This is a genomic window from Stenotrophomonas sp. TWI377 (assembly GCF_039674525.1).
Lineage (GTDB): Bacteria > Pseudomonadota > Gammaproteobacteria > Xanthomonadales > Xanthomonadaceae > Stenotrophomonas.
The window spans coordinates 96464-118337 of record NZ_JBDJNT010000010.1; the positions used below are offsets into that span (position 1 = coordinate 96464).

Annotated in this window: 18 protein-coding genes and 6 tRNA genes; 9 read left to right on the plus strand and 15 right to left on the minus strand. The window is 66.5% G+C overall.

All coding sequences use genetic code 11. The features are described from left to right. Positions 1–62: 62 nt before the first annotated feature. The 9 genes from clpP to ABE546_RS10595 form a co-directional block, all read right to left on the minus strand. Positions 63–689 (minus strand): ATP-dependent Clp endopeptidase proteolytic subunit ClpP, encoded by a 627-nt coding sequence (clpP, locus tag ABE546_RS10555; protein WP_019185804.1) that lies wholly within the window; start codon positions 687–689, stop codon positions 63–65. Between the two features lie 66 nt (positions 690–755). Beyond that, positions 756–2048: a trigger factor gene (gene tig / locus ABE546_RS10560; RefSeq protein WP_121042977.1), complete on the minus strand. Its 1293-nt coding sequence runs from the start codon at positions 2046–2048 to the stop codon at positions 756–758. Positions 2049–2281: 233 nt separating this feature from the next. Then, positions 2282–2366 (minus strand) — tRNA-Leu (locus ABE546_RS10565). A gap of 106 nt (positions 2367–2472) precedes the next feature. Then, a complete protein-coding gene (locus ABE546_RS10570; RefSeq protein WP_346463624.1) occupies positions 2473–2784 on the minus strand; it encodes a hypothetical protein in 312 nt (103 codons plus the stop codon). 150 nt (positions 2785–2934) lie between these two features. Next, positions 2935–3010: transfer RNA gene (locus ABE546_RS10575), tRNA-Lys, on the minus strand. A gap of 161 nt (positions 3011–3171) precedes the next feature. Then, positions 3172–3247: transfer RNA gene (locus ABE546_RS10580), tRNA-Lys, on the minus strand. An 81-nt stretch (positions 3248–3328) separates the two neighbouring features. Next, positions 3329–3405 (minus strand) — tRNA-His (locus tag ABE546_RS10585). Positions 3406–3440: 35 nt separating this feature from the next. Further along, a tRNA-Arg gene (locus tag ABE546_RS10590) sits at positions 3441–3517 on the minus strand. Between the two features lie 45 nt (positions 3518–3562). After that, positions 3563–3639: transfer RNA gene (locus tag ABE546_RS10595), tRNA-Pro, on the minus strand. A gap of 178 nt (positions 3640–3817) precedes the next feature. Here ABE546_RS10595 and ABE546_RS10600 point away from each other — a divergent pair. Beyond that, a complete protein-coding gene (locus tag ABE546_RS10600; protein ID WP_346463626.1) occupies positions 3818–4576 on the plus strand; it encodes a Bax inhibitor-1/YccA family protein in 759 nt (252 codons plus the stop codon). Between the two features lie 99 nt (positions 4577–4675). Here ABE546_RS10600 and ABE546_RS10605 read toward each other — a convergent pair whose 3' ends face one another. The 6 genes from ABE546_RS10605 to grxC all read right to left on the minus strand — a co-directional run bounded on the left by ABE546_RS10605 (position 4676) and on the right by grxC (position 9136). Continuing rightward, complete coding sequence (locus ABE546_RS10605; RefSeq protein WP_070426713.1) at positions 4676–5584, minus strand: LysR family transcriptional regulator; 909 nt, start codon at positions 5582–5584, stop codon at positions 4676–4678. Positions 5585–5641: 57 nt separating this feature from the next. Continuing rightward, on the minus strand, positions 5642–6385 hold the full coding sequence (locus ABE546_RS10610) for an isochorismatase family cysteine hydrolase (RefSeq protein ID WP_346463628.1): 744 nt from the start codon (positions 6383–6385) through the stop codon (positions 5642–5644). Positions 6386–6544: 159 nt separating this feature from the next. Then, a complete protein-coding gene (locus ABE546_RS10615; protein WP_346463630.1) occupies positions 6545–6973 on the minus strand; it encodes a hypothetical protein in 429 nt (142 codons plus the stop codon). Between the two features lie 132 nt (positions 6974–7105). Beyond that, positions 7106–8113: an isocitrate dehydrogenase gene (locus ABE546_RS10620; protein ID WP_346463632.1), complete on the minus strand. Its 1008-nt coding sequence runs from the start codon at positions 8111–8113 to the stop codon at positions 7106–7108. 334 nt (positions 8114–8447) lie between these two features. Continuing rightward, positions 8448–8840, minus strand: a complete 393-nt coding sequence (locus tag ABE546_RS10625; RefSeq protein ID WP_256776270.1) for a carboxymuconolactone decarboxylase family protein — start codon at positions 8838–8840, stop codon at positions 8448–8450. Further along, the gene (gene grxC, locus ABE546_RS10630) at positions 8837–9136 is read right to left on the minus strand and encodes a glutaredoxin 3 (protein WP_019185813.1); all 300 of its coding nucleotides are present in this window, start codon (positions 9134–9136) and stop codon (positions 8837–8839) included. The genes ABE546_RS10625 and grxC overlap by 4 nt, the downstream gene beginning before the upstream one ends. 141 nt (positions 9137–9277) lie before the next feature. Here grxC and ABE546_RS10635 point away from each other — a divergent pair, with 141 nt between their 5' ends. From ABE546_RS10635 to ABE546_RS10670, 8 genes are all read left to right on the plus strand, one after another. Further along, positions 9278–10918, plus strand: a complete 1641-nt coding sequence (locus ABE546_RS10635; protein ID WP_070426710.1) for a M48 family metalloprotease — start codon at positions 9278–9280, stop codon at positions 10916–10918. Positions 10919–11050: 132 nt separating this feature from the next. Continuing rightward, a complete protein-coding gene (phoB, locus tag ABE546_RS10640; RefSeq protein WP_121042967.1) occupies positions 11051–11740 on the plus strand; it encodes a phosphate regulon transcriptional regulator PhoB in 690 nt (229 codons plus the stop codon). Positions 11741–11838: 98 nt separating this feature from the next. After that, complete coding sequence (phoR, locus tag ABE546_RS10645; RefSeq protein WP_346463634.1) at positions 11839–13179, plus strand: phosphate regulon sensor histidine kinase PhoR; 1341 nt, start codon at positions 11839–11841, stop codon at positions 13177–13179. Then, on the plus strand, positions 13176–15257 hold the full coding sequence (gene ppk1, locus ABE546_RS10650) for a polyphosphate kinase 1 (protein ID WP_346463636.1): 2082 nt from the start codon (positions 13176–13178) through the stop codon (positions 15255–15257). The genes phoR and ppk1 overlap by 4 nt, the downstream gene beginning before the upstream one ends. A 122-nt stretch (positions 15258–15379) precedes the next feature. Further along, positions 15380–16906 (plus strand): exopolyphosphatase, encoded by a 1527-nt coding sequence (gene ppx / locus ABE546_RS10655; RefSeq protein ID WP_313209572.1) that lies wholly within the window; start codon positions 15380–15382, stop codon positions 16904–16906. 229 nt (positions 16907–17135) lie between these two features. Beyond that, a complete protein-coding gene (locus ABE546_RS10660; RefSeq protein ID WP_346463638.1) occupies positions 17136–20045 on the plus strand; it encodes a TonB-dependent receptor in 2910 nt (969 codons plus the stop codon). Between the two features lie 147 nt (positions 20046–20192). Beyond that, positions 20193–21332, plus strand: coding sequence for a glycosyltransferase family 1 protein (locus ABE546_RS10665; RefSeq protein ID WP_346463640.1), 1140 nt, complete (start codon positions 20193–20195; stop codon positions 21330–21332). Continuing rightward, positions 21313–21846 (plus strand): phosphatase PAP2 family protein, encoded by a 534-nt coding sequence (locus ABE546_RS10670; RefSeq protein WP_313209580.1) that lies wholly within the window; start codon positions 21313–21315, stop codon positions 21844–21846. The genes ABE546_RS10665 and ABE546_RS10670 overlap by 20 nt, the downstream gene beginning before the upstream one ends. Positions 21847–21874 lie beyond the last annotated feature (28 nt).

A 21874-nucleotide genomic window follows, 5' to 3' on the forward strand; every position in this document is an offset into this window, starting at 1 on the left:
AGGAGGACGCCAGTCCCGCCTGACCCGGTGGAAACAAGCCGGTTTCCCGGCTTGGCATAACCTTACGCCGGCTGGATCGACTCTTCCGGACGACGCTCCAGGACCTGATCGACCAGACCGTAGGCCACTGCATCGGCCGCGCTCTTGAAGTTGTCGCGCTCGGTATCCCGGGCGATGGTCTCCAGCGACTGGCCGGTGTGCTTGGCCAGCACTTCGTTCAGGCGCGAACGCAGGGTCAGGATTTCACGGGCATGGATATCGATATCCGTGGCCTGGCCCTGGAAACCGCCCAGCGGCTGGTGGATCATCACCCGCGAGTTCGGCAGCGCATACCGCTTGCCGGCCGCGCCGGATGCCAGCAGCAGGGCGCCCATCGAGGCGGCCTGGCCGACGCAGATGGTGCTCACGTCCGGCTTGATGTACTGCATGGTGTCGTAGATCGCCATGCCGGCGGTGACTACGCCACCGGGCGAGTTGATGTAGATGCTGATGTCTTTTTCCGGGTTGTCCGCTTCCAGGAACAGCAGCTGCGCCACCACCACGTTGGCCATGTGATCGTCGATCGGGCCCACGAGGAAGATCAGACGCTCTTTCAACAAGCGCGAATAGATGTCATAGGCGCGCTCGCCGCGGCTGGTCTGTTCGACCACCATCGGAACCATGTTCAGGGCTGTGGTTCGGTTGTCCATTAGTGAGGCACCTATTTTGGGGGGAACGACCCCGCGCCGGGGCGCGGGGCGTAAAACGCGGGCCGCTTACTGGCGGATCGCGTCCTGGAACGACAGCTTCTCTTCGGTGTGCTGGGCGCGCTCGGCGATCCAGTCGATCACCTGCTCTTCCATCACACGATTCTGCAGCCCACTCATCAGCTGGGGGTCGTTGCGGTACATCTCAATGACCTGTTCCGGCTCTTCATAGGTCGACGCGATCAGGCGCATGGTTTCATTCAGGCGCTTCGGGTCCAGGCGCAGGTCGTTCTTGCGGGCCACTTCGCCGACCAGCAGGCCGACCAGCACGCGCTTGGCGGCCGCTTCCTTGAAGCCTTCATGGGCATCGGCCGGGACGTCGCCCGGGTTGCGGCCGCTGCGGCGGATCTGCTCGAGCTGCTGATCCAGCATGGCGCGGGCTTCGTTCTCGACCAGGCGCGGCGGCATTTCCACCGAGGCATAGGCGGCGATCAGCTGCTCGCCGACTTCGCGGCGCAGGCGGTTCATCAGGGCACCCTTGAGCTCACGCTCCAGGTTGGCGCGGATGTCCTTGCGGAACTGCTCCACGTCGCCACCCTTCACGCCGAAGCTCTTGATGAACTCGGCATCCACTTCCGGCAGCACCGGCGCGGACACGTCCACCGCCTTGACGGTGACCTTGACCTGCTTGCCAGCCAGCGCGGGCACGCGCCAATCGGCCGGGAACTCGACGTCCAGGGTCTTTTCTTCACCGGCGGTCAGACCGACCAGGCCCTGTTCGATCTGCTCGAACATCATGCCCTGGCCCACGATCACGCTGCCCTTCTCGGTGCCTTCGGCCGGCAGGCGCTCATCGCCGGCCTGCGACCAGGTTTCCAGGGCGACCAGATCGCCGTCCTGGGCGCCACGGGTGACCGGGCTCCAGCTGCGGCGCTGTTCGCGCAGGTTGGTGATCATCTGGTCGATGTCGGCGTCGTTGATCTCGGCGGTGTGGCGGACCACGGTCAGCTTGCTGACGTCCACGTCGCCGAAGTCCGGCACCAGCTCGACGGTGGCCACGAAGGACAGCTCGCCCTCGCCCTTGTCGATGCGCGGGGTGCCGGCGATGCGCAGCTCGTGCTCGCGCAGGGCGGCATCGAAGGTCTCACGCAGCAGGCCGTCGACGGCTTCGCTGCGGACCTGCTGGCCGAAACGCTGCTCGATCACCTTGGCCGGCACCTTGCCCGGACGGAAGCCCTTGATGCGCGTGGTGCGGGCGATTTCGCCCAGACGGCCGCTGATGTGCGTCTGCAGACGGTCTTCCGGCAGCGAGAAGGTCAGGCGGCGTTCCAGATTGCCAGTGGATTCGATCGAAGCTTGCATGTTGACTCCTGCCACCGGCGGCATGGGCCCCGGCACGATGTGATGGATGAAACGGGTTTTGGACGCGGGGTCGTGGACGCGCATGCCCGCCGCAGCCCTGTAGTTTCGCCGATAAACGCCAGCGCCGCCAGCGCGGGCCGAGAACGACCGGGGGCCGCCAGGGGCCCAGCATGTGGCCGTCTCCCCGATCCGGGACGTGCCCATGGTCATGGTGCCGGCAAAACGCCCTGCACTGGTGCGAAAGGGGGGACTCGAACCCCCACGCCTTGCGGCACTGGAACCTAAATCCAGGGCGTCTACCAATTCCGCCACTTTCGCGAGCCTGCAAGCTCAGGCGCACATTGTTGCAGGCGGGGCCGGAAAGCGGAAGGTCGTCATGTCGCTTAATGGGGTGAAGCGCGTGCCCCACCCCGCCGATCAGCGGCTATCGCGCAGGCAGCGTCACGCCGGGACGCAATGGCGCTTCCACCAGGCCTTGCCGATCTTCGCCCTGGGGAGCGTCCTGCATGGAGACACGCGCAAGTGGCTTGGCCGGCTGGACATCGCCGGGAGGAAGATTGTTGCGGAATACGGTCGTGGCATAACCGGCCAGGACCGGGTCGAGCGACGCGTGGGCGGGCGTTTCGGCCGCCGTGGCGGCCGTGGCCGCGGCCGCGCAGGCGGTCAACGCCACGGCGGCAAGGATCCGGAGAGTCATGATGTGCGTACCTCGATGGGCGCTTTGGGCGCGGTCCATCGAGTGGAACCTGATTGCCGGTTGCGATCCGTGCGCTGTCGCGCAGCTTGGAAACGCAGGGTGTCGCGTTCGACCCCGGTTTCAGGAGGCTTTCAGATACGCACCCCGGAAAAGAAAAAAGCCGCCTGGCGGACCAGGCGGCTTCTGTCTTGGTGGGCTGTCAAGGATTCGAACCTTGGACCTATTGATTAAGAGTCAACTGCTCTACCAACTGAGCTAACAGCCCGAAAATCGGGAGGCGAATTATGCAGGGTTTCCTGCACGCGACGCAAGCGTTTTGTTTGAACGGGCGGCCAATGCCGGCAGTAGACCGCCAACGCGCCAGCTGTTCAACGTCATGTCGCGAACAAGAAAAAAGCCACCGGGCGGACCCGATGGCTTCTGTCTTGGTGGGCTGTCAAGGATTCGAACCTTGGACCTATTGATTAAGAGTCAACTGCTCTACCAACTGAGCTAACAGCCCTGAAAAACTCAGGCGCACATTGTAGCGTGTGTGCTGCCTTTTGCAACCCTGATTCACTTTCGATGAACCAGTTTGAATCAGTGGGGTGGCTGAGGGGACTCGAACCCCCGACCACCGGAATCACAATCCGGAACTCTAACCAACTGAGCTACAGCCACCACTGAAAACTTTGCTTCCTACCGCTTGCACCGAATGGCGCGCCCGACAGGAATCGAACCTGTAACCGCCGGCTTAGAAGGCCGGTGCTCTATCCAGTTGAGCTACGGGCGCTCGATCCGGATTGTCGCATTCCAATCCCGATTTGAGCAGCGGGCTTGGTCGGGGTAGAGGGATTCGAACCCCCGACATCCTGCTCCCAAAGCAGGCGCGCTACCAGACTGCGCTATACCCCGGCGGTTTGTTTCCCTCCGGGGTTCCCCCCGAAAGAGCCGCCTATTGTGGGAATCGGTGTGGCATCTGTCAACGGTTTTCACACATCAATTCACATGTCGTCGTGACCGAGGGCCGCTTCCGCTATGCTCGGGTCAGCGGCCGGATGGCCGAACCCCTACCCCATCAAGGAGATTGGCAATGCGCAGCGGCAATCCCGCACTTTCCGAGTCGACCTTCCTCGACCTGGCCAGCGGCTCGGTCGTGGCCCGCCCCGACCAGGCGATGACCATCAACGGCACCGTCAACAAGACCGGCGTCCTGTTGCTGCTCACCGTGCTGACGGCCGCCTTCGCGTGGAGCCAGTCGGTCGATGCCTATGGGCAGGTGTCCTCCAGCGCGATGATGTACACCATCGGCGGCGCGGTGGGCGGGCTGATCCTGGCACTCGTCACCGTGTTCAAGAAGGAATGGTCGCCCGTCACTGCGCCGATGTATGCCCTGGTGGAAGGCTTCTTCCTCGGTGCGATCTCGGCCGTGTTCAACATGAAGTTCCCAGGCATCGTGTTCCAGGCGGTGCTGCTGACCTTCGGCACCCTGTTCGCGCTGCTGATGCTGTACCGCAGTGGCGTGATCAAGGTCACCGAGAAGTTCAAGATGGGCGTGTTCGCCGCCACCGGTGGCATCGCGCTGGTGTACCTGGCCTCCTTCGTGCTGAGCTTCTTCAACATCAACGTGCCGGTGATCCACGATGCCAGCCTGCTGGGCATCGCCTTCAGCCTGTTCGTGGTGGCGGTGGCCGCGCTGAACCTGGTGCTGGATTTCGACTTCATCGAAACCGGTGCCGCCGCACACGCCCCGAAGTACATGGAGTGGTACGGTGCGTTCGGCCTGATGGTCACGCTGGTGTGGCTGTACGTGGAATTCCTGCGCCTGCTCTCCAAGATCCAGCAGCGCTGAGCCACTGGCCAGGCACGCATCAGGGGCGCCTTCGGGCGCCCTTCTTCATGCGCCCGCATGGCGCCCCGGCAAGCTCCGGCCGGAGCGCCTGGAAGGGTACTAGGCCGCCGCGCCGGCTTGCCCTGCGTAATGCGCAGCCAGATGCTCCACCAGCGCGCGCACCTTTGGCGCCAGCGAACGGGCGTGCGGATACAGCGCGAAGTAGCGGCGCTGCCCGGCATGCCAGCCAGGCAACACATGGATCAGGCGACCGGCGCGCAGATCGTCCTGCACGGTCAACGCGGTAAACAGGCTGATACCCATGCCGGCCCGCACTGCGGCATAGAGGGCGGGCGTGGCGTCCACGCGCAGCCGTTGGCCGGCCTCCACGCTGGCCTGCGCGCCCCGCGGGCCCTGCAGGTGCCAAGCGGTACTGGCCGCGCCGGGCTGGAACGCCAGCAGCGTGTGCGCCGGAAGGTCCGCCACCTGGCGCGGCAGGCCGTGCCGGGCCAGGTAAGCCGGCGCGGCCACCAGGATGCGCGGGCAGCATGCCAGTTCGCGGGCCACCAGTTGGCTGTCGGGCAGGCTGGCGGCAATGCGAAGCGCCATGTCGAAACCACCCCCGACCACGTCCACCAGCTGGTCGTTGGCCGACAGATCCAGGCTTACCTGCGGATAGCGGGCCAGGAACCCCGGCAGCCACTGCGGCAATTCCTGGCTGGCCACCACCTGCGGCACGCTGATGCGCAGGCGCCCGCTCGGCGCTGCCTGGCCCGCGCGGGCGCGGTCGTCGGCCAGCTCCAGCCGCTCAAGCAGGGCTACGGCATCGCGGTAATAGTCGCGCCCGGCCTCGGTCAGCGACAGCCGCCGGGTGGTGCGATCGAGCAACCGGACCTGCAGGTGCTCTTCCAGCTGCCGCAGCTGCCGCGACAGGGAGGAGTGGGTGGTTCCCTGCCGCTCTGCGGCCGCACTGAAGCTGCCGGCCTCGACGATGGCGCGCAGCGCGCGCAGGGCGGCGAAGTGATCCATCGGCAGTCAGCTCCAGGCGAGTGGCAGGACCCGCCGGATGCGGGCCTGCCCAGCTTATCAAGCGCCCTCGCCCGCCTCGCGGACCGGCAGGGCCAGGATCGCGTCGGTGGCCATGACATCGCCGAATGCATCCTCGATCTGCGCCAGGGACGCCTCGTGCAACGCGCGGTGGCCGATGCGCGTGCCATCGGCCAGGTCGAGGTCGCGACTGGCGCTGGCATCGGACGCCACGAGGACACGGTAGCCGCGCGGCGCCGCAGCCGCGTCGCGGGCGGCCCCGACGACGCAGGCATGGGTCTGGAGGCCGGTGATGATCAACGTGTCGATGCCGGCCTGCTTGAGCACCGTATCCAGCGCCGCAGCCGAGGCGCCGGCGAACACGCTGACGTTGTCCTTCTGGATGACGGTTTCGCCACTGCGCGGCTGCATGTCACGATGGAAGGCGACGTTGACACTCCCCTGCGCGAACAGCGGCGCGCCCGCCGGCAGCACATGCTGCACGTGGATGACGCGGATGCCGTGGGCATCGGCGAAGTCGACCACGCGGCGGGTCTGGCGCAGTGCGGCCATGCCGTCGGGAATGACCATGCGGCCGCCGGCGAAACCTGGCGCGGCACGGGCATCGAAGTATTCGTTCTGGAAGTCGATCACCAGCACCGCGGTCTTCGCTGCGTCGAGCGAGGCGGGCACCGGGGCACCCGCCATGTGGCGGATGGTGGGATGGGACGGTTCAGTGGCAACCACCGGGGCGGTGGCAGCCATGCCGATCAGGCTGGCCAGGCCGAAGGCCGTGAGGTTCATGGGACGACTCCTGTGCGATGGAAAGTGGGCACAGGATGCGAGGCGGATGGCGCACGAACCAGCCATGGATTGACACATGATCTGTGCAGATTTCGAACAGACCGATCGTGTGGAGTCGCGCCAGGCGCGACTGCTTTTCGTTCGGGCGCCCGTAAACGATCAGCCGCGCAGGGCTCGACTCGACGACGCCAGCGTGACGCCATTGAGCCGCACGATCACCGCGTCCTTTCGCCCTGGCACCACTTCGGCAGCGTTGCTGCCAGCGCGCACGGCACGTTCCAGGCCCGCCGGGTACTTCACCGGCACCCCTGCGAGGGTCTGCACATGCGCTGCCCCATTCTTGCCCCTGATGATGAACTCCGCGCAGGCGCCCTCCAGCCGGTACACCGGCGTCCCCGCCGGACATTCGATCAACTGCAGCGCGCGCGCTTCGCTGTGCCGCAGGTTGCGGATGGAGACCCCATGCTTGCGCAGGCGACGCAACGCGCGCTGGGAACGGGACCAGGGCCAGCAGAAGACGAAGTAGATGCCTACGCCGATCGCATAGACGGCAACAGCCGCCACCACCCACACAGCCGCATCAGGCATCTGCAAAAACCCTGTCGGTGAAAAGCCGCACTTTAAAACGCAGACGGGCCGTACATGGACGGCCCGTCTTCAACAATGCGCAGCGTTGCCTGGCTACCGCCTGGGACAGCACCCAGCAAGAGCGCCGGCCGCTTACAGGCGGCTGGCGATGGCCTGGGCGAAGCCCATGGTGTTGCCGGTGCCACCCAGGTCGCCGGTCAGCGAATCCTTGGCTTCCAGCGTGGCCACGATGGCCTTGCGCAGGCGCTCGGCGTTGTCGACCTGGCCGACATGGTCCAGCATCTGTGCGGCGGCCAGCAGCAGCGCGCACGGATTGGCCTTGCCCTGGCCGGCGATGTCCGGCGCGGTGCCGTGCACGGCTTCGAAGATCGCCGCGTTCTCACCGATGTTGGCGCCCGGGGCCAGGCCCAGGCCGCCGACCAGACCGGCACACAGGTCGGAGATGATGTCGCCGAACAGGTTGGTGGTCACGATCACATCGAACTGTTCCGGACGCATCACCAGCTGCATGCAGCAGTTGTCGACGATCATTTCCTGGAACTCGATGTCCGGGTACTTGGCTGCCACTTCACGCGCCACGGCCAGGAACAGGCCCGAGGTCGACTTGATGATGTTGGCCTTGTGCACGGCGGTGACCTTCTTGCGGCCGGTGCTGCGGGCCAGCTCGAAGGCGTAGCGCACGATGCGCTCGGAGCCCTTGCGGGTGATGCGGGTGCCGGAGAAGGCGGTCTCGCCATCGGCCGACACTTCCTGGCCTTCGGCCAGGTACGCGCCTTCGGTGTTCTCACGGACGGTGATCAGGTCCACGCCGTCGCCGAAACGCGACTTGGTGTTCGGGAACGAGACCGCCGGACGCACGTTCGCGTACAGGTCGAAATGGCGACGCAGGCTGACGTTGATCGAGGTGAAGCCGCCACCGACCGGCGTGGTCAGCGGGCTCTTCAGCGCGATCTTGTTGCGTGCGATCGACTCCAGCGTGGAGGCCGGCATCAGATCGCCGTGCTTTTCCAGCGCAGCCAGGCCCGCGTCGGCGTCTTCGTATTCAAAGCCGGTGTCCAGCTTGCCGAGCACGAACAGGGTAGCGTCCATGATCTCCGGGCCGATGCCGTCACCGCGGATGACCGTGATTTTCTGCGTCATTGATGTGTATTCCGAACCGAGGGGGAGCGCCATCCGTGAGGTGCGCAAAGCGCGGGCGCAAGGGAAGTTTCATCGGCAATTATGCCTTACCCGCCCGATGGACCCCAAATGGGCCATTGGTCTTAGGCGGGCAAGGCAGAATTGCCGCGCATGCCTCCTCTACCCCGCGCAGGCAATCACGGGGTGCTGAACGATGGGTAGCCACCGACCGTTGGTCGGTGGAAACGTGGTCCAGAACATGAACGGGAGACCGTTGCAGCACCGAGAGCGCTGGGGGCCAACGAAGCCGACCAACGGTCGGCTCTACCGCGGCGGGGCCGGGTCGGCCCCGGTCTCAATGCTCGTGAACGGCCGGCGCGTCGGCGCCACCTTCGAGCTGGTCCAGGAAATCCACCGCCCGGCGCAGGTGCGGGATCACGATCGAGCCGCCGACCACCAGGCCGACCGAGAAGGTCTCGAAGAACTCCTCGCGGGTCACGCCGGCGTCCTTGCACTGGGCCACGTGGTAGCTGATGCAGTCATCGCAGCGCAGCACCATCGAGGCGACCAGGCCCAGCAGCTCCTTGGTCTTCACATCCAGCGCGCCGGCCTGGTAGGTCTGGGTATCCAGCGCGAAGAAGCGGCGCACGACCTGGTTGGGTTCCCCCAGGATGCGCTGGTTCATGCGCTGGCGGAACTCGGTGAATTCGGCAATGCGGTCCTTGCTGCCGTCGTCGGCCGCGCTCATGCCGGGTCCTGCCCGGCCAGCAGCGGCTCCAGCTTGCCGGCACGGTGCAGCGCCATCATGTCGTCGTAGCCGCCCACATGGACCTCGCCCACGAAGATCTGCGGCACGCTGGTGCGGCGGGTCTTGGCCATCATCTTCTCGCGCTCGACCGGGTCCAGATCGATCCGGACCTCGGTCCAGTCGCGGCCCTTGCTCTTCAGGAAGTTCTTGGCGGCCACGCAGTACGGGCACACCGCGGTCGAGTAGATGGTGATGGCGGGGGCGCCACCGGGGGTGGAAACAGCATCTTGGCTCACGGGAAACTCCACAGCGGAACGTTGGTCTGTATATGGTAGCGGTCCGCTGGATTTTCCACGTCACCGTCGCAACACTGTGGTTTAACTGCAGGTTGCACTGGCCCTGTCACGCTGTCGTCCGCCTTCCCCCAGGAGCTCCGTTTGCGCCCTCTGCTGCTCTCTGCCGCCTTGACCCTGGCCCTGGCCGTACCGCTGGCCGGGGCCCAGGAAAGCAAGCTGCCGGACATCGGTTCTTCGGCCGGCGAGCTGCTGACCCCGGCACGGCAGGCCGAATACGGCGGGATGATGCTGCGCGAACTGCGCAACTACGGGTACCTGCTCGATGACCCGCTGGTCGATGACTGGCTGCAGACCATGGGTGCCCGGCTGGGCTCCAACAGCGCCCAGCCACGCCAGTCCTACACCTTCTTCATGCTCAAGGACCGGCAGATCAATGCCTTCGCGACCCTGGGCGGCTACATCGGGGTCAATGCGGGCCTGGTACTGACCGCCGAGCGCGAGGACGAGGTCGCCGCGGTGCTGTCCCACGAAATCGCCCACGTCACCCAGCAGCACGTGCTGCGCGGCGTCGAGCGCGCACAGCGCGACCAGATCCCGATCCTGCTCGGCATGCTTGCCGCGATCGTGGCTGCGCAGCAGGCCGGCGGCAACTCCTCCGGTGACGCCACTATGGCCGCGATCACCTCGGGCATGGGGCTGATGCAGCAGCGCCAGATCAATTACACCCGCTCCAACGAATCCGAGGCCGACCGCCTGGGCATCCGCACCCTGGCCCGCAGCGGCTATGACGTGGATGCCATGGCCGGCTTCTTCGAGCGCATGTCCGCCTCGATGCGTGGCAACCAGGGGGGCTACAGCGTCCCGGACTTCCTGCAGACCCACCCGGTCACCACCACCCGCATCAGCGAGGCCAAGGCCCGCGCCGAACAGATGAAGAAAGACACGGTGCTGCTGACCACCGAGGTGCCCGGCGGCGTCCGCCAGGAACGGGTGAACCCGTCCGACCCGGCGTTGTCCGATCCTCTGGTGCGGCGGAGCAACCCGTTGCTGCCGGCCTCGATGCAGATTTCGGTCAACTCGCTCAGCCGCGGCAGCACCGGTCAGTTCGAATGGGCGCGCGAGCGGCTGCGGGTGCTCAGCGCCGACACCCCGGGCGATGTCATCCGCGAATACGAAAGCCTGCAGCGCGCGCAGAAGAACGGGCTGACCGAACCACAGCGCTACGGGCTGGCCCTGGGCCGGCTGCGCAACAGTGCCGCCGCGCAGGCCAGCCGCGACCTGGCCGAGCTGCTGCGCGACCACCCCGACAACGTCTGGGTGGCACTGGCGCTGGGCGAGGCGGAGTCGCGCAGCGGCCAGCAGGCCCAGGCCAACGCCCGTTTCGAGACCCTGATGCGCCAGCACCCCGGCAGCCGCCCGGTCGCGTTGACCTACGCCACCATCCTCAATGAACAGGGCGGGCGCGAGGCCGGCCAGCGCGCGCAGGCGATGCTGCGCCCGATGCTGTCGCAAAGCGGCAATGATCCGGTCTTCCAGCAGCGCTTCGCCCGCGCCAGCGAATTGGCCGGGGATACCACCCGGGCCAGCGAGGCCTATGCCGAGGCGGCCTTCCTCAGCGGCCGGCCGGAGCAGGCCCTGATCCAGCTGCAGGCCCTGAAGCGGCAACCGGACCTGGACTACGTGGGCCGGGCCCGGGTCGATGCCCGGATCGAGAGCATCACCCCGACCGTGCTGGAAATGCGCCGCCAAGGCATCGACGACCCGGAACTGGACCGCCGCTGAGGCGCCGTTCAAGGGGTCGGGATGACGGTGGGATGGCGGTCAACGACGGGAACGGCCCCCTCGTCACAAACCTGTCATGAAACCGTAGTCTACTGAGCTCAATCCCGATCTGATGAGCAATACGGTGGGCACGTGCAGAAACGCATCCTGATCGTCGATGACGAACCCGCGATCCGCGAAATGGTCGCCTTTGCCCTGCGCAAGGGCGACTACGACCCGATCCATGCCGGCGACGCGCGCGAGGCGCAGACCGCCATCGCCGATCGCGTCCCGGACCTGATCCTGCTGGACTGGATGCTCCCGGGCACCAGCGGCCTGGAGCTGGCCCGGCGCTGGCGCAAAGAAGCCCTGACCCGCGAAGTGCCGATCATCATGCTGACCGCGCGCGGGGAAGAGAACGACCGCGTCGGTGGCCTGGAAGCCGGAGTGGACGACTACGTGGTCAAGCCGTTCTCGGCGCGCGAACTGCTGGCCCGCATCCGTGCGGTCATGCGCCGCGCCCGCGACGATGACGAAGATGGCAGCGTCGCGGTCGGTACGATCCGCATCGATGGCGCCGCGCACCGCGTCTTCGCCGGCGACCAGCCGGTGCCGATCGGTCCGACCGAGTACCGCCTGCTGCACTTCTTCATGACCCACCCTGAGCGCGTGTACACCCGCGCCCAGTTGCTGGATCACGTGTGGGGCGGCAGCGTGTATGTGGAGGAGCGCACCATCGACGTGCACATCCGCCGCCTGCGCAAGACGCTGGAGCCGTTCGCCGCGGAGAACATGGTGCAGACCGTACGCGGCGCCGGCTACCGGTTCTCGACGTCCACCTGAGTCTCGTCGGGCCGGTCCCGGGCGCGCATGCCCGGTTCCGGCCACTCCTGCTATAACCTTGGATCGAGTCCGAGGACCGCACTTTCTGCGAGACCGCAATGCCCCGCCACATCCGTTCTGCCTGGTTGAAAACGCTGGCCACCCTCGCCGCCCTGCTGCTCGCGGCCGGCTTGCTGGGCCTGGCAGTCGGACATGTGTGGATGTGCATCGCACTGGCCTCCATCGGTGCACTGGCGTGGCATTACTGGCGGCTGCGCCGGGTGCTGCGCGGCCTCACCGCGCGCCATCGCTGGGACATGGGTGACGGCACCGGTGTATGGAACGAGCTGGACCGCCTGCTCTACCGCAACCAGTGGGAAATGCGCACGCGCAAGCGTCGCCTGCTGGACATGCTGCGCAGCTATCGCGCTGCTGCGGCCGCGCTGCCGGATGCGGTGGTGGTGGTCGACCGCAACAGCCAGCGCGTGCAGTGGTTCAACGAAGCGGCGACCTCGCTGCTCGGTCTGCACCACCCGGGCGACCTGGGCGAAGCGCTGGTTGAACGCCTGCAGCCGATGCCGCTGGCGCACTGGCTGGCCGGGGGCCGCAATGCCGAACCGATCCTGGATGTGCCCTCCCCGGTCGATCAGGCGATCCGCCTCAACCTGCGCCTGATCCCCTACTCGCCCGATTACTGGCTGCTGATCGCACGCGACGTCAGCAAGCTGCTGCGACTGGAACAGGTCCGCCGCGACTTCGTCGCCAACGTCTCGCATGAACTGCGCACGCCGCTGACGGTAGTGCACGGTTACCTGGACATGATGGACCCGGAGGACTTCCCCGGCACCGGCCCGATGCTGGAGGAAATGCGCAAGCAATCCCAGCGCATGGCGCAGCTGGTCGAAGACCTGCTCACCCTGTCGCGGCTGGAATCGCAGGAACACACCGAAGCCGAAGCCGTGGCGATGACGCCGATGTTGGCCACGCTGCGTCGCGAGGCCGAAGCACACAGCCAGGGCCGTCACCAGATCAGCTTCATCGATACCGCCGGTGTGGATCTGCAGGGCTCCAACAAGGAACTGCACAGCGCATTCTCCAACCTGGTCACCAACGCGGTGCGCTACACCCCGGCCGGTGGCCGCGTGGAAGTGGAGTTCGCGCGCGAAGGCGAAGGTGTGGTGCTGTCGGTACGCGATACCGGTTACGGCATCCCGGCCAACCATCTGCCGCGCCTGACCGAACGCTTCTACCGTGTCTCCAGCAGCCGCTCGCGCGAAAGCGGCGGCACCGGCCTGGGGCTGTCGATCGTCAAACACATTCTCGGCCTGCACCACGCCCGCCTGGAGATCCAGAGCGAGGTGGGTAAAGGCAGCACGTTCTCGTGCCATTTCGATGCCGACCAGGTGCGTGCGCGCAACGAGGTCGTCTCCCTTCCTTCTTCTGAAGACTTTTCCGCATGAGCACTCCTGTTCCCGTCGCCGTGCCTGTGGACGGCGATCCGCTGCGCGATCCGGCGCTGTACATCAACCGTGAGCTGTCGCAGCTGGATTTCAACTTCCGCGTGCTGGCCCAGGCCATGGACCCGCAGGTACCGCTGCTGGAGCGCCTGCGCTTCATGTGCATCTCCTGCACCAACCTGGACGAGTTCTTCGAGATCCGCGCGGCCGCGGTGCGCCATGCGCAGGAGTTCGGCCTGCCGCCAGCGCCGGACGGCATGACGCCGCAGGCGATCCTCAACGCCATCCATGACCGCGCCGCGCAGCTGGTGGACCAGCAGTACCGCTGCTGGAACGAGACCCTGCGCCCGGCACTGCATGAAGCCGGCATCGACGTGCTCGGCCGGCACTCCTGGAACCATCGCCAGAAGCGCTGGCTGCGGGCGTATTTCCGCAACGAGATCATGCCGGTGCTGTCCCCGCTCGGCCTGGATCCGTCGCACCCGTTCCCGAAGATCCTCAACAAGTCGTTGAACATCGTGGTCGTGCTCAAGGGCACCGACGCGTTCGGTCGCGCTGGGCATCTGGCGATCGTGCGTGCACCGCGTTCACTGCCGCGCATCATCCAGCTGCCGGAAAAACTCGGCGGCCCGCAGACCTTCGTGTTCCTGTCCTCGGTGTTGTCCACGTTCGTCGATGAGATGTTCCCGGGCATGGAAGTCCAGGGCGCGTATCAGTTCCGCGTGACCCGCAATTCCGAGCTGGTGGTGGACGAGGAAGAGGTCGAGAACCTGGCGCTGGCGCTGCGCGATGAGCTGGTTGACCGGGGCTACCGCCCGGCCGTGCGGCTGGAGATCGCGCAGGACTGCCCGCGCGACATCGTGCGCACCCTGCTGCAGAACTTCGGGCTGACCGAAAACGCGGTCTACCGCATCGACGGCCCGGTCAACCTCAACCGCGTGGTCCAGCTGTACGACGTGATCCAGCGGCCGGACCTGAAGTACCCCTCGCTGAGCCCGCGCGTGCTGCGCGACAGCGATGGCATCTTCGAGATCGTCGCGCGCCGGGATGTGCTCCTGCACCACCCCTTCGATGCGTTCACTGCCGTGCTGGACGTGATCAAGCAGGCGGCCGTCGACCCGAACGTGCTGGCGATCAAGCAGACGCTGTACCGCACCGGCAAGGATTCGCTGATCGTCGATGCGCTGATCCACGCCGCACGCAACGGCAAGGACGTGACCGTCGTGGTCGAGCTGCGCGCGCGCTTCGATGAAGAAGCCAACCTCGGCCTGGCCGACCGCCTGCAGGAAGCCGGCGTGCAGGTCGTCTACGGGGTGGTCGGTTTCAAGACCCACGCCAAGATGCTGCTGATCGTGCGCCGCGAAGGCCGCAAGCTGCGCCGCTACGTGCACCTGGGCACCGGCAACTATCACAGCGGTACCGCGCGGGCCTACACCGACCTGAGCCTGATCACCGCCGATCCGGACATCGGCAACGATGTGCACCTGCTGTTCCAGCAGCTGTCCGGGCTGGCCCCGCGGATGAAGCTCAAGCGCCTGCTGCAGTCGCCCTTCACCCTGCACCCGGGTCTGCTGCAGCGGATCGAGCGCGAAACACGCCTGGCCGCCAGTGGCCGTCCGGGGCGGATCATCGCCAAGATGAACGCCCTCAACGAACCCCAGATGATCCGGGCCCTGTACGCGGCCTCGCAGGCGGGCGTGCAGATCGACCTGATCGTGCGCGGCGCCTGCACGCTGCGCCCCGGCGTCCCCGGTGTCTCGGACACCATCCGGGTGCGCTCGATCGTCGGCCGCTTCCTGGAACACAGCCGGGTCTACTGGTTCGGCAACGATGGGGCCTCGGAGCTGTTCTGCGCCAGCGCGGACTGGCTGGAGCGCAACCTGCTGCGCCGGGTCGAGACCTGTTTCCCCATCCTGGACCCGGAACTGGCACGCAAGGTCTACCGCGACGTGCTGCAGAACTACCTGGACGACAACCTCAACGCCTGGGAGCTGCAGGCCGACGGCAGCTACATCAAGTGCACGCCCGGCCACGACGAGCCGCCGCACGCGGCGCAGATGGCCCTGCTGCAGGGTCTGTAGGTACCGACCGTTGGTCGGTACGCGGTAATTGCCTGCCCCTTCGATGCGACCGGTCGTCGCAGAGAGCCCATGTGAAGGGCGCGCGGTGACTTCGCGACCCACCGTTCGGCTAACATTCGCAAATGCCGCATACCTCCACGACTCCGCCCGCTTTGCAGGATGGCGACCTGCTCGCCGCCATCGACCTGGGATCCAACAGTTTCCACATGGTCATCGCGCGATACACCCTCGGGCAGTTGCGGGTGGTCGACCGCCTGCGCGAGACCGTGCGCATGGCCGATGGCCTGGATGGCAAAGGCGGCCTGTCCGCCGAGGCCCGTCAGCGCGCGTTGGAATGCCTGGCCCGGTTCGGCCAGCGCATCCGTGCGATCCCCTCGGTACGCGTCCGCGCGCTGGCCACCAACACGGTGCGCCAGCTGCGCTCGCCGCAGGCCTTCCTGATGCCGGCCGAAACCGCGCTCGGGCATGCGATCGAAGTGGTCAGCGGCCGCGAAGAGGCGCGTCTGATCTACCTCGGCGTGGCCCATGCGCAGCCGCCCAAGGCGGACCAGCGCCGGCTGGTGATCGATATCGGCGGTGGCTCCACGGAATTCATCATCGGCCAGGGCATGCAGACCCTGGAGCGCGAAAGCCTGCAGGCCGGCTGCATCGCCAGCACGCGCCGCTTCTTCCCGGGCGGCAAGCTGAGCAAGAAGCGCTGGAAGGACGCCTTGACCGAAATCGGCGCGGAGTTCCAGCAGTTCGCCAACAAGTACCGCGCACTGGGCTGGCACGAAGCACTGGGGTCCTCCGGCACGCACAAGGCGATCAGCGAAATCTGCGCCACCATGAAACTGAGCAAGGGCGCGATCACCGCCGAGGCATTGCCGCAGCTGCGCGATGAGCTGCTCAAGGCCAAGCGCATCGAAGACATCGATCTGCCGGGCCTCTCCGCGGATCGTCGCCCGATCATCGCCGGTGGCATCCTGGTGCTCGAAGCCGCCTTCCAGGCACTCGGGCTGCAGAAGCTGCTGGTCAGCAAGGCCGCGATGCGCGAGGGCATTCTCTACGACATCCTCGGCCGCGCCAGCGAGAACGACCTGCGCGACGAATCGGTCGCGGCACTGACCCAGCGTTACGGCATCGATACCGTCCAGGCTGATCGCGTGGAAAGCACGGCCATGAACCTGCTCGCCCAGGTCGAAGAAAGCTGGCAGCTGGATCCGGACGATGCCCGCATGCTCGGCTGGTCCGCGCGGCTGCACGAGCTCGGCCTGATGATCGCGCACAGCGGTTACCACGTGCATGGCAGCTACGTGCTGGAGAACTCGGACATCGCCGGTTTCTCGCGGCAGGAACAGCAGCTGCTGGCCGCGCTGGTGCGCAGCCATCGCCGCAACATTTCCAAGTCCGCCTTCGATGCACTGCCCGAACGTCTCCTGCAGCCGGCACGGCGCATGACCGCGCTGCTGCGCCTGGCGGTCCTGCTCAACCGCGCGCACGAAGACACACCGATGCCCGCACTGGAACTGACCGCCGATGACGCGCGCTTGTCGCTGATCCTGCCGCAGGCGTACATCGATGCGCGTCCGCTGCTGCGCGCGGACCTGATCGGCGAAACCGAGGGCATGGCCGGGCTGGGGGTGCAGTTCCGCCCCTTCGTTGCCTGACGCTTTTTGCCTGCTTCGTAGCGTGCATCTGCAGCAATTTTCAGGCTGACTTCGCAGAACGCCGAACCCGTGAATTATTTGTGAGAACACCCTCACATCTCCCTCATGGAAACTTAACCAATCGATCTACTCTCGGGGCACCGGCCTTCACACGGCTGGATTTTTGAGGAAGGCGGTACTTGGTCCGCCGACCTCTTGGACGTCGTTCCGATAAGAGAGAGAGTCGATCATGTCTTCATCCACCACCCCGTTGGGGCAGGCGATCCGCCTTGCCCTGGTGGCCGGCACCGCTGGCCTGGCTTCCACCGCCGTCCTCGCCCAGGACGCCACCCCGACCACCCTGGACCGCATCGAGATCACCGGATCGCGCATCCGCCAGGTCGATGTCGAATCCGCCCAGCCGGTGCTCGCGATCAGCCGCGCCGACATCGAGCGCCAGGGCTTCAGCTCGGTCGCCGACATCCTGCAGAACCTGACCGCGGTGGGCAGCCCGTCCATCAGCCGCTCCAACGTACTGGCCGCTGGCGAGAACGCCGGTGGCACCTACATCGACATGCGCAACCTCGGCGCGCAGCGCACCCTGGTGCTGATCAACGGCAAGCGCCTGGGCATCAACACCGGCGGCTACCAGGACATCTCCAGCGTGCCGGTCTCGGCGATCGAACGCATGGAGGTGCTGAAGGACGGTGCCTCGGCGATCTATGGTTCGGACGCCATGGCCGGCGTGATCAACATCATCACCCGCAGCAACGTCAATGGCGTCACTGCCAACGTCTACCAAGGCCAGTACAGCCAGGGCGATGGCGCGCGTAACAGCGTCGACGTGGTGGCCGGCTGGTCCAACGACCGCGCCTCGCTGACCTTCTCGGCCGAGCACACCGAAGAGAAGGGGGTGTGGGCACGCGATCGCTGGTTCAGCCAATTCCCGAACACCACGCGCCACCCCGGCGACGACTGGACCCAGGTCAGTCAGTGGGGTCAGATCAACGGCCTGAAGGGCCCGGGCTGCACCGCCGCGGCAGGCTGCAACTACTCGCTGGATCGCGGTACCGACCCGACCAACCCGGCCAACTATCATCTCAGCGACCTGACCCCGTTCACCGGCGATGTCAGCAACGCACCGGAGCAGATGCACCTGATCTCGCCCCTCAAGCGCGATTCGCTGTTCCTCGATGGGCGCGTGGACCTGACCGATGACATCCGCCTGACCACGCAGCTGGGCTACAACAAGCGCACGTCCACCCGCCAGGTGGCCGGCTATCCGCTGCAGTCCGCCACCGCCGGCATCGGGCCGATGTCGGCCGACAGCTGGTTCAACCCGTTCGGCAACCACCACGGCCATGGGAACCCCACCGACATCGCCTGGAACCGTCGCGCCTGGGAGGTCCCGCGGGTCAGCACCAGCGAGCTGACCACCTGGCGCGCCGTGGCCACGCTGGAAGGCAGCTTCGAGGTGGGCGAGCGCTACTTCGATTGGGAAGTGGGCTATCAATACAACCGCAGCGAACTGCTGCAGACCTCCACCGGCAACCTCAACAAGGAACGCGTCAAGAACGCGGTCGGCCCGTCGTACTACAACGAGGCTACCGGCAAGGTGGAATGCGGCGTTCCTGGCGCGCCGATTGCCGGCTGCATGCCGTGGAATCCGCTGGTGCCCTACGGCAGCAACGACCCCAATGGCCTGACCGGCAACCAGGCGCTGATCGACTACCTGTTCCCGCCGGAAATCTCCCGTGGCAAGACCACCACCCGCAATGCGTTCGCCAGCATCGCCGGCACGGTGATGACGCTGCCGGCCGGTGATCTGGGCTTCGCCTTCGGCGTGGAAACCCGCAAGGAGGCCGGTGAGTTCATCCCCGATCCGCTGGCCCAGAGCGGTGCCACCACCAATCTGGCCGCCGGTCCGACCGGGGGCGGCTACAAGGTCAATGAGGCCTACCTCGAGCTCAGCGTGCCGATCCTGGCCGACCTGCCCGGCGCGCGTGAGCTGAGCCTGAGCGCGGCCACCCGCCACTCGGACTACAACACCCTGGGCACCACCCTCAACAGCAAGTTCGGCTTCAAGTGGAAACCGATCGAGCAGCTGCTGGTGCGTGGCACGTGGGCGCAGGGCTTCCGTGCCCCCACCATCTCCGATCTGTACGGCGGCGGCTCGGAAACCTTCACCACCGGCTACCGTGATCCCTGCGACACCGTTTACGGTGCCTCGGCCAGCAGTGCCGAGGTCCGCGCACGGTGCGCCGCCGACATCGCCAATGCGGACAGCTACCGCCAGCTGCGCCAGGGCGGCGTGCCGATCACCAGCAGCAGCGCCCAGACCCCGGTGCCGTTCACCAACGGCTCCAACCCGGATCTGCAGCCGGAAACCTCAACGAGCCGTACCCTGGGTCTGGTCTGGAGCCCTGGCTTCGTGCCCAACCTCAACGTGGCGCTGGACTGGTGGAAGATCCGCATCGACAACACCATCGTCAACGATCATCCCAACGACCTGCTGCGCGACTGCTATGAGCAGGGCATCGCGTCGCGCTGCAGTGGCTTCACGCGCGATCCGGTGACCGGCATCGTCGACACGTTGAAATACGGCAAGCGCAACTCGGGCTTCCTGGAGACGGAAGGCTACGACCTCGAGCTCAGCCACCATCTGGATACCGCTTACGGCAAGCTGACCACGGGCTGGACGACCACCTATGTCAGCTCGTATCTGTCGCGTACGACCAACGACACCGACGTCGTGCCCACCCCAAGCAACGGCATCGGCAGCGGCTTCCGCGTGCGCTCCAACCTGACCCTGGGCTGGGACGTGGGAAACTTCGGGGTGAGCTGGACCGCGCGCTATTACGCCGGGGTCAAGGAACGCTGCATCAACGCCACGACCCGTCCGGACGAGTGTTCCGACCCGGGCGTGCAGGCGCCGTGGTACGCCGGCTCGCGTGACTACAACCAGCGTGGCTCGGTCACCTTCCACGACCTGCAGTTCCGTTACACCCTGCCGTGGGATGCGACCGTCTCGGTCGGTGCCAACAACGTGTTCGAGAAGTACGGCCCCATCATGTACAGCCAGCCGAACTCCAACTTCTCCTACTACGGCGGCTACGATATCGGGCGTTTCATGTACATGAAATATCAGCAGCGCTTCTGATCGCCGCCGGGTAACAACGCTTGATCGCCACGGCCCTTCGGGGCCGTGGCTTTTTACTGCCGGTGCGCGCGTCATCCCAACGTCATACGGCGGTCATGTCGGCTACATCGCCCGGCCCCAGCATGCGTGGCATACCGGAGGCCCGCCATGCGCTATGCCATCGTCACCGAAACCTACCCCCCTGAAGTCAACGGCGTTGCCCTGACCGTACAGGGCCTGGAACTGGGGCTGCGTGCCGCCGGCCATCAGGTCGATCTGGTCCGGCCCCGGCAACCCTCCGATGTCGAGGCGGTGGACGGCACGGTGCTGGTCACCGGCGCCAACCTGCCGCGCTACCCCGGCCTGCGCTTCGGCCTGCCCGCACCCTCCCGCTTGAGCCGCCAGTGGCAGCAGCAGCGTCCGGACGCGATCTACATCGCCACCGAAGGCCCGCTGGGCTGGTCGGCACTGCGCACCGCGCGGCGCCTCGGGATTCCGGTCGCCACCGGCTTCCATACCCGCTTCGATGAGTACCTGCCCGACTACGGCGTGGCCTGGCTGCAGGCCGCCGCGCTGCGCTGGATGCGCCGCTTCCACAACCAGGCCGATGCCACCCTGGTGCCGACCCAGGAGCTGCAGCAGTTCCTCGGCGAGCAGGGCTTTGATCGCGTGCGCCTGCTGGCGCGCGCCGTGGACAGCAGTCAGTTCGAGCCCGAGCGCCGTGACCCGGCGCTGCGCGAGGAGTGGGGCATCGATGGCAACGGCTTCGCCGCGATCTACGTCGGCCGCATCGCCCCGGAAAAGAACCTCGGGCTGGCGGTCAAAGCGTTCCGCCGCCTGCAGCAGGTGCGGCCGAAGGCGCGGTTCGTGTTCGTCGGCGATGGCCCGTCACGCGCCAAGCTGGCCCACGACAATCCGGACTTCATCTTCTGCGGCGTGCAGCGCGGGGATGCGCTGGCGCGGCACTTCGCCAGCGGCGATCTGTTCCTGTTCCCCAGCCGCAGCGAGACCTTCGGCAACGTCACCCTTGAAGCCATGGCCAGCGGTCTGGCCACGGTCGCCTTCGATTACGGCGCCGCCCGGGAATACCTGCGCACCGATGAGAGCGGCATCGCCGTGAATGACGACAGCGAGTTTGTGACCGCCGCCGTGCAGCTGGCCGGCGACGACGCCCTGCGCCACCGGCTCGGCCGCACTGCCGCCACCGCGATGAAGCGGCTGCATCCGCAGCACGTGGTCGCCGAGTTCGATGCGCTGCTCGCTGAACTGGCCCAGGCCCGGAGGCCGCATGCCGACCACGCCGCTTGATGCCCTGCGCGGGCGCGAAACCCGCTGGTGCCGCCGCGCCAACCACTACTGCCGGCACCGCCGGATCCGACATGCCTTCGCGGTGATCAGCCGCCTGGGCGATGGCGCGTTCTGGTACGCGCTGATGGGCGCGCTGGTGCTGCTGGACGGCCTGGATGGCCTGCGTGCTTCGTTGCACATGGCCGCCACCGGCTTGATGGCACTGCTGCTGTACAAGGGCCTCAAGCGCTGGACGCGCCGCCCGCGGCCATTTGCCGCCGACCTGCGCATCCGCGCCTGGGTGGCGCCGCTGGACGAGTTCAGCTTCCCGTCCGGGCACACCCTGCACGCGGTGTCCTTCACGATCGTGGCACTGGCCTACTACCCGTGGCTGGCCCCGTTGCTGGTGCCGTTCACCGTGCTGATCGGCCTGTCGCGGGTGGTGCTGGGCCTGCACTACCCCAGCGATGTGCTGGCCGCCACCGGCATCGCCGCACTGCTGGCCGCCGCCAGCCTGCAATGGCTGCCGTTGTAGGCAGGATCGCCGCGCCCCCTTTCGACTC

Coding starts and splice junctions, on each gene's coding strand:
- ABE546_RS10620 (WP_346463632.1), bottom strand. CDS start 8,113: ATGACGCAGAAAATCACGGTCATCCGCGGTGACGGCATCGGCCCGGAG.
- phoR (WP_346463634.1), top strand. CDS start 11,839: ATGCCCCGCCACATCCGTTCTGCCTGGTTGAAAACGCTGGCCACCCTC.
- ABE546_RS10605 (WP_070426713.1), bottom strand. CDS start 5,584: ATGGATCACTTCGCCGCCCTGCGCGCGCTGCGCGCCATCGTCGAGGCC.
- ABE546_RS10670 (WP_313209580.1), top strand. CDS start 21,313: ATGCCGACCACGCCGCTTGATGCCCTGCGCGGGCGCGAAACCCGCTGG.
- ABE546_RS10625 (WP_256776270.1), bottom strand. CDS start 8,840: ATGAGCGCGGCCGACGACGGCAGCAAGGACCGCATTGCCGAATTCACC.
- clpP (WP_019185804.1), bottom strand. CDS start 689: ATGGACAACCGAACCACAGCCCTGAACATGGTTCCGATGGTGGTCGAA.
- ABE546_RS10615 (WP_346463630.1), bottom strand. CDS start 6,973: ATGCCTGATGCGGCTGTGTGGGTGGTGGCGGCTGTTGCCGTCTATGCG.
- ABE546_RS10600 (WP_346463626.1), top strand. CDS start 3,818: ATGCGCAGCGGCAATCCCGCACTTTCCGAGTCGACCTTCCTCGACCTG.
- ABE546_RS10665 (WP_346463640.1), top strand. CDS start 20,193: ATGCGCTATGCCATCGTCACCGAAACCTACCCCCCTGAAGTCAACGGC.
- ppk1 (WP_346463636.1), top strand. CDS start 13,176: ATGAGCACTCCTGTTCCCGTCGCCGTGCCTGTGGACGGCGATCCGCTG.
- ABE546_RS10660 (WP_346463638.1), top strand. CDS start 17,136: ATGTCTTCATCCACCACCCCGTTGGGGCAGGCGATCCGCCTTGCCCTG.
- tig (WP_121042977.1), bottom strand. CDS start 2,048: ATGCAAGCTTCGATCGAATCCACTGGCAATCTGGAACGCCGCCTGACC.
- ppx (WP_313209572.1), top strand. CDS start 15,380: ATGCCGCATACCTCCACGACTCCGCCCGCTTTGCAGGATGGCGACCTG.
- ABE546_RS10610 (WP_346463628.1), bottom strand. CDS start 6,385: ATGAACCTCACGGCCTTCGGCCTGGCCAGCCTGATCGGCATGGCTGCC.
- ABE546_RS10570 (WP_346463624.1), bottom strand. CDS start 2,784: ATGGACCGCGCCCAAAGCGCCCATCGAGGTACGCACATCATGACTCTC.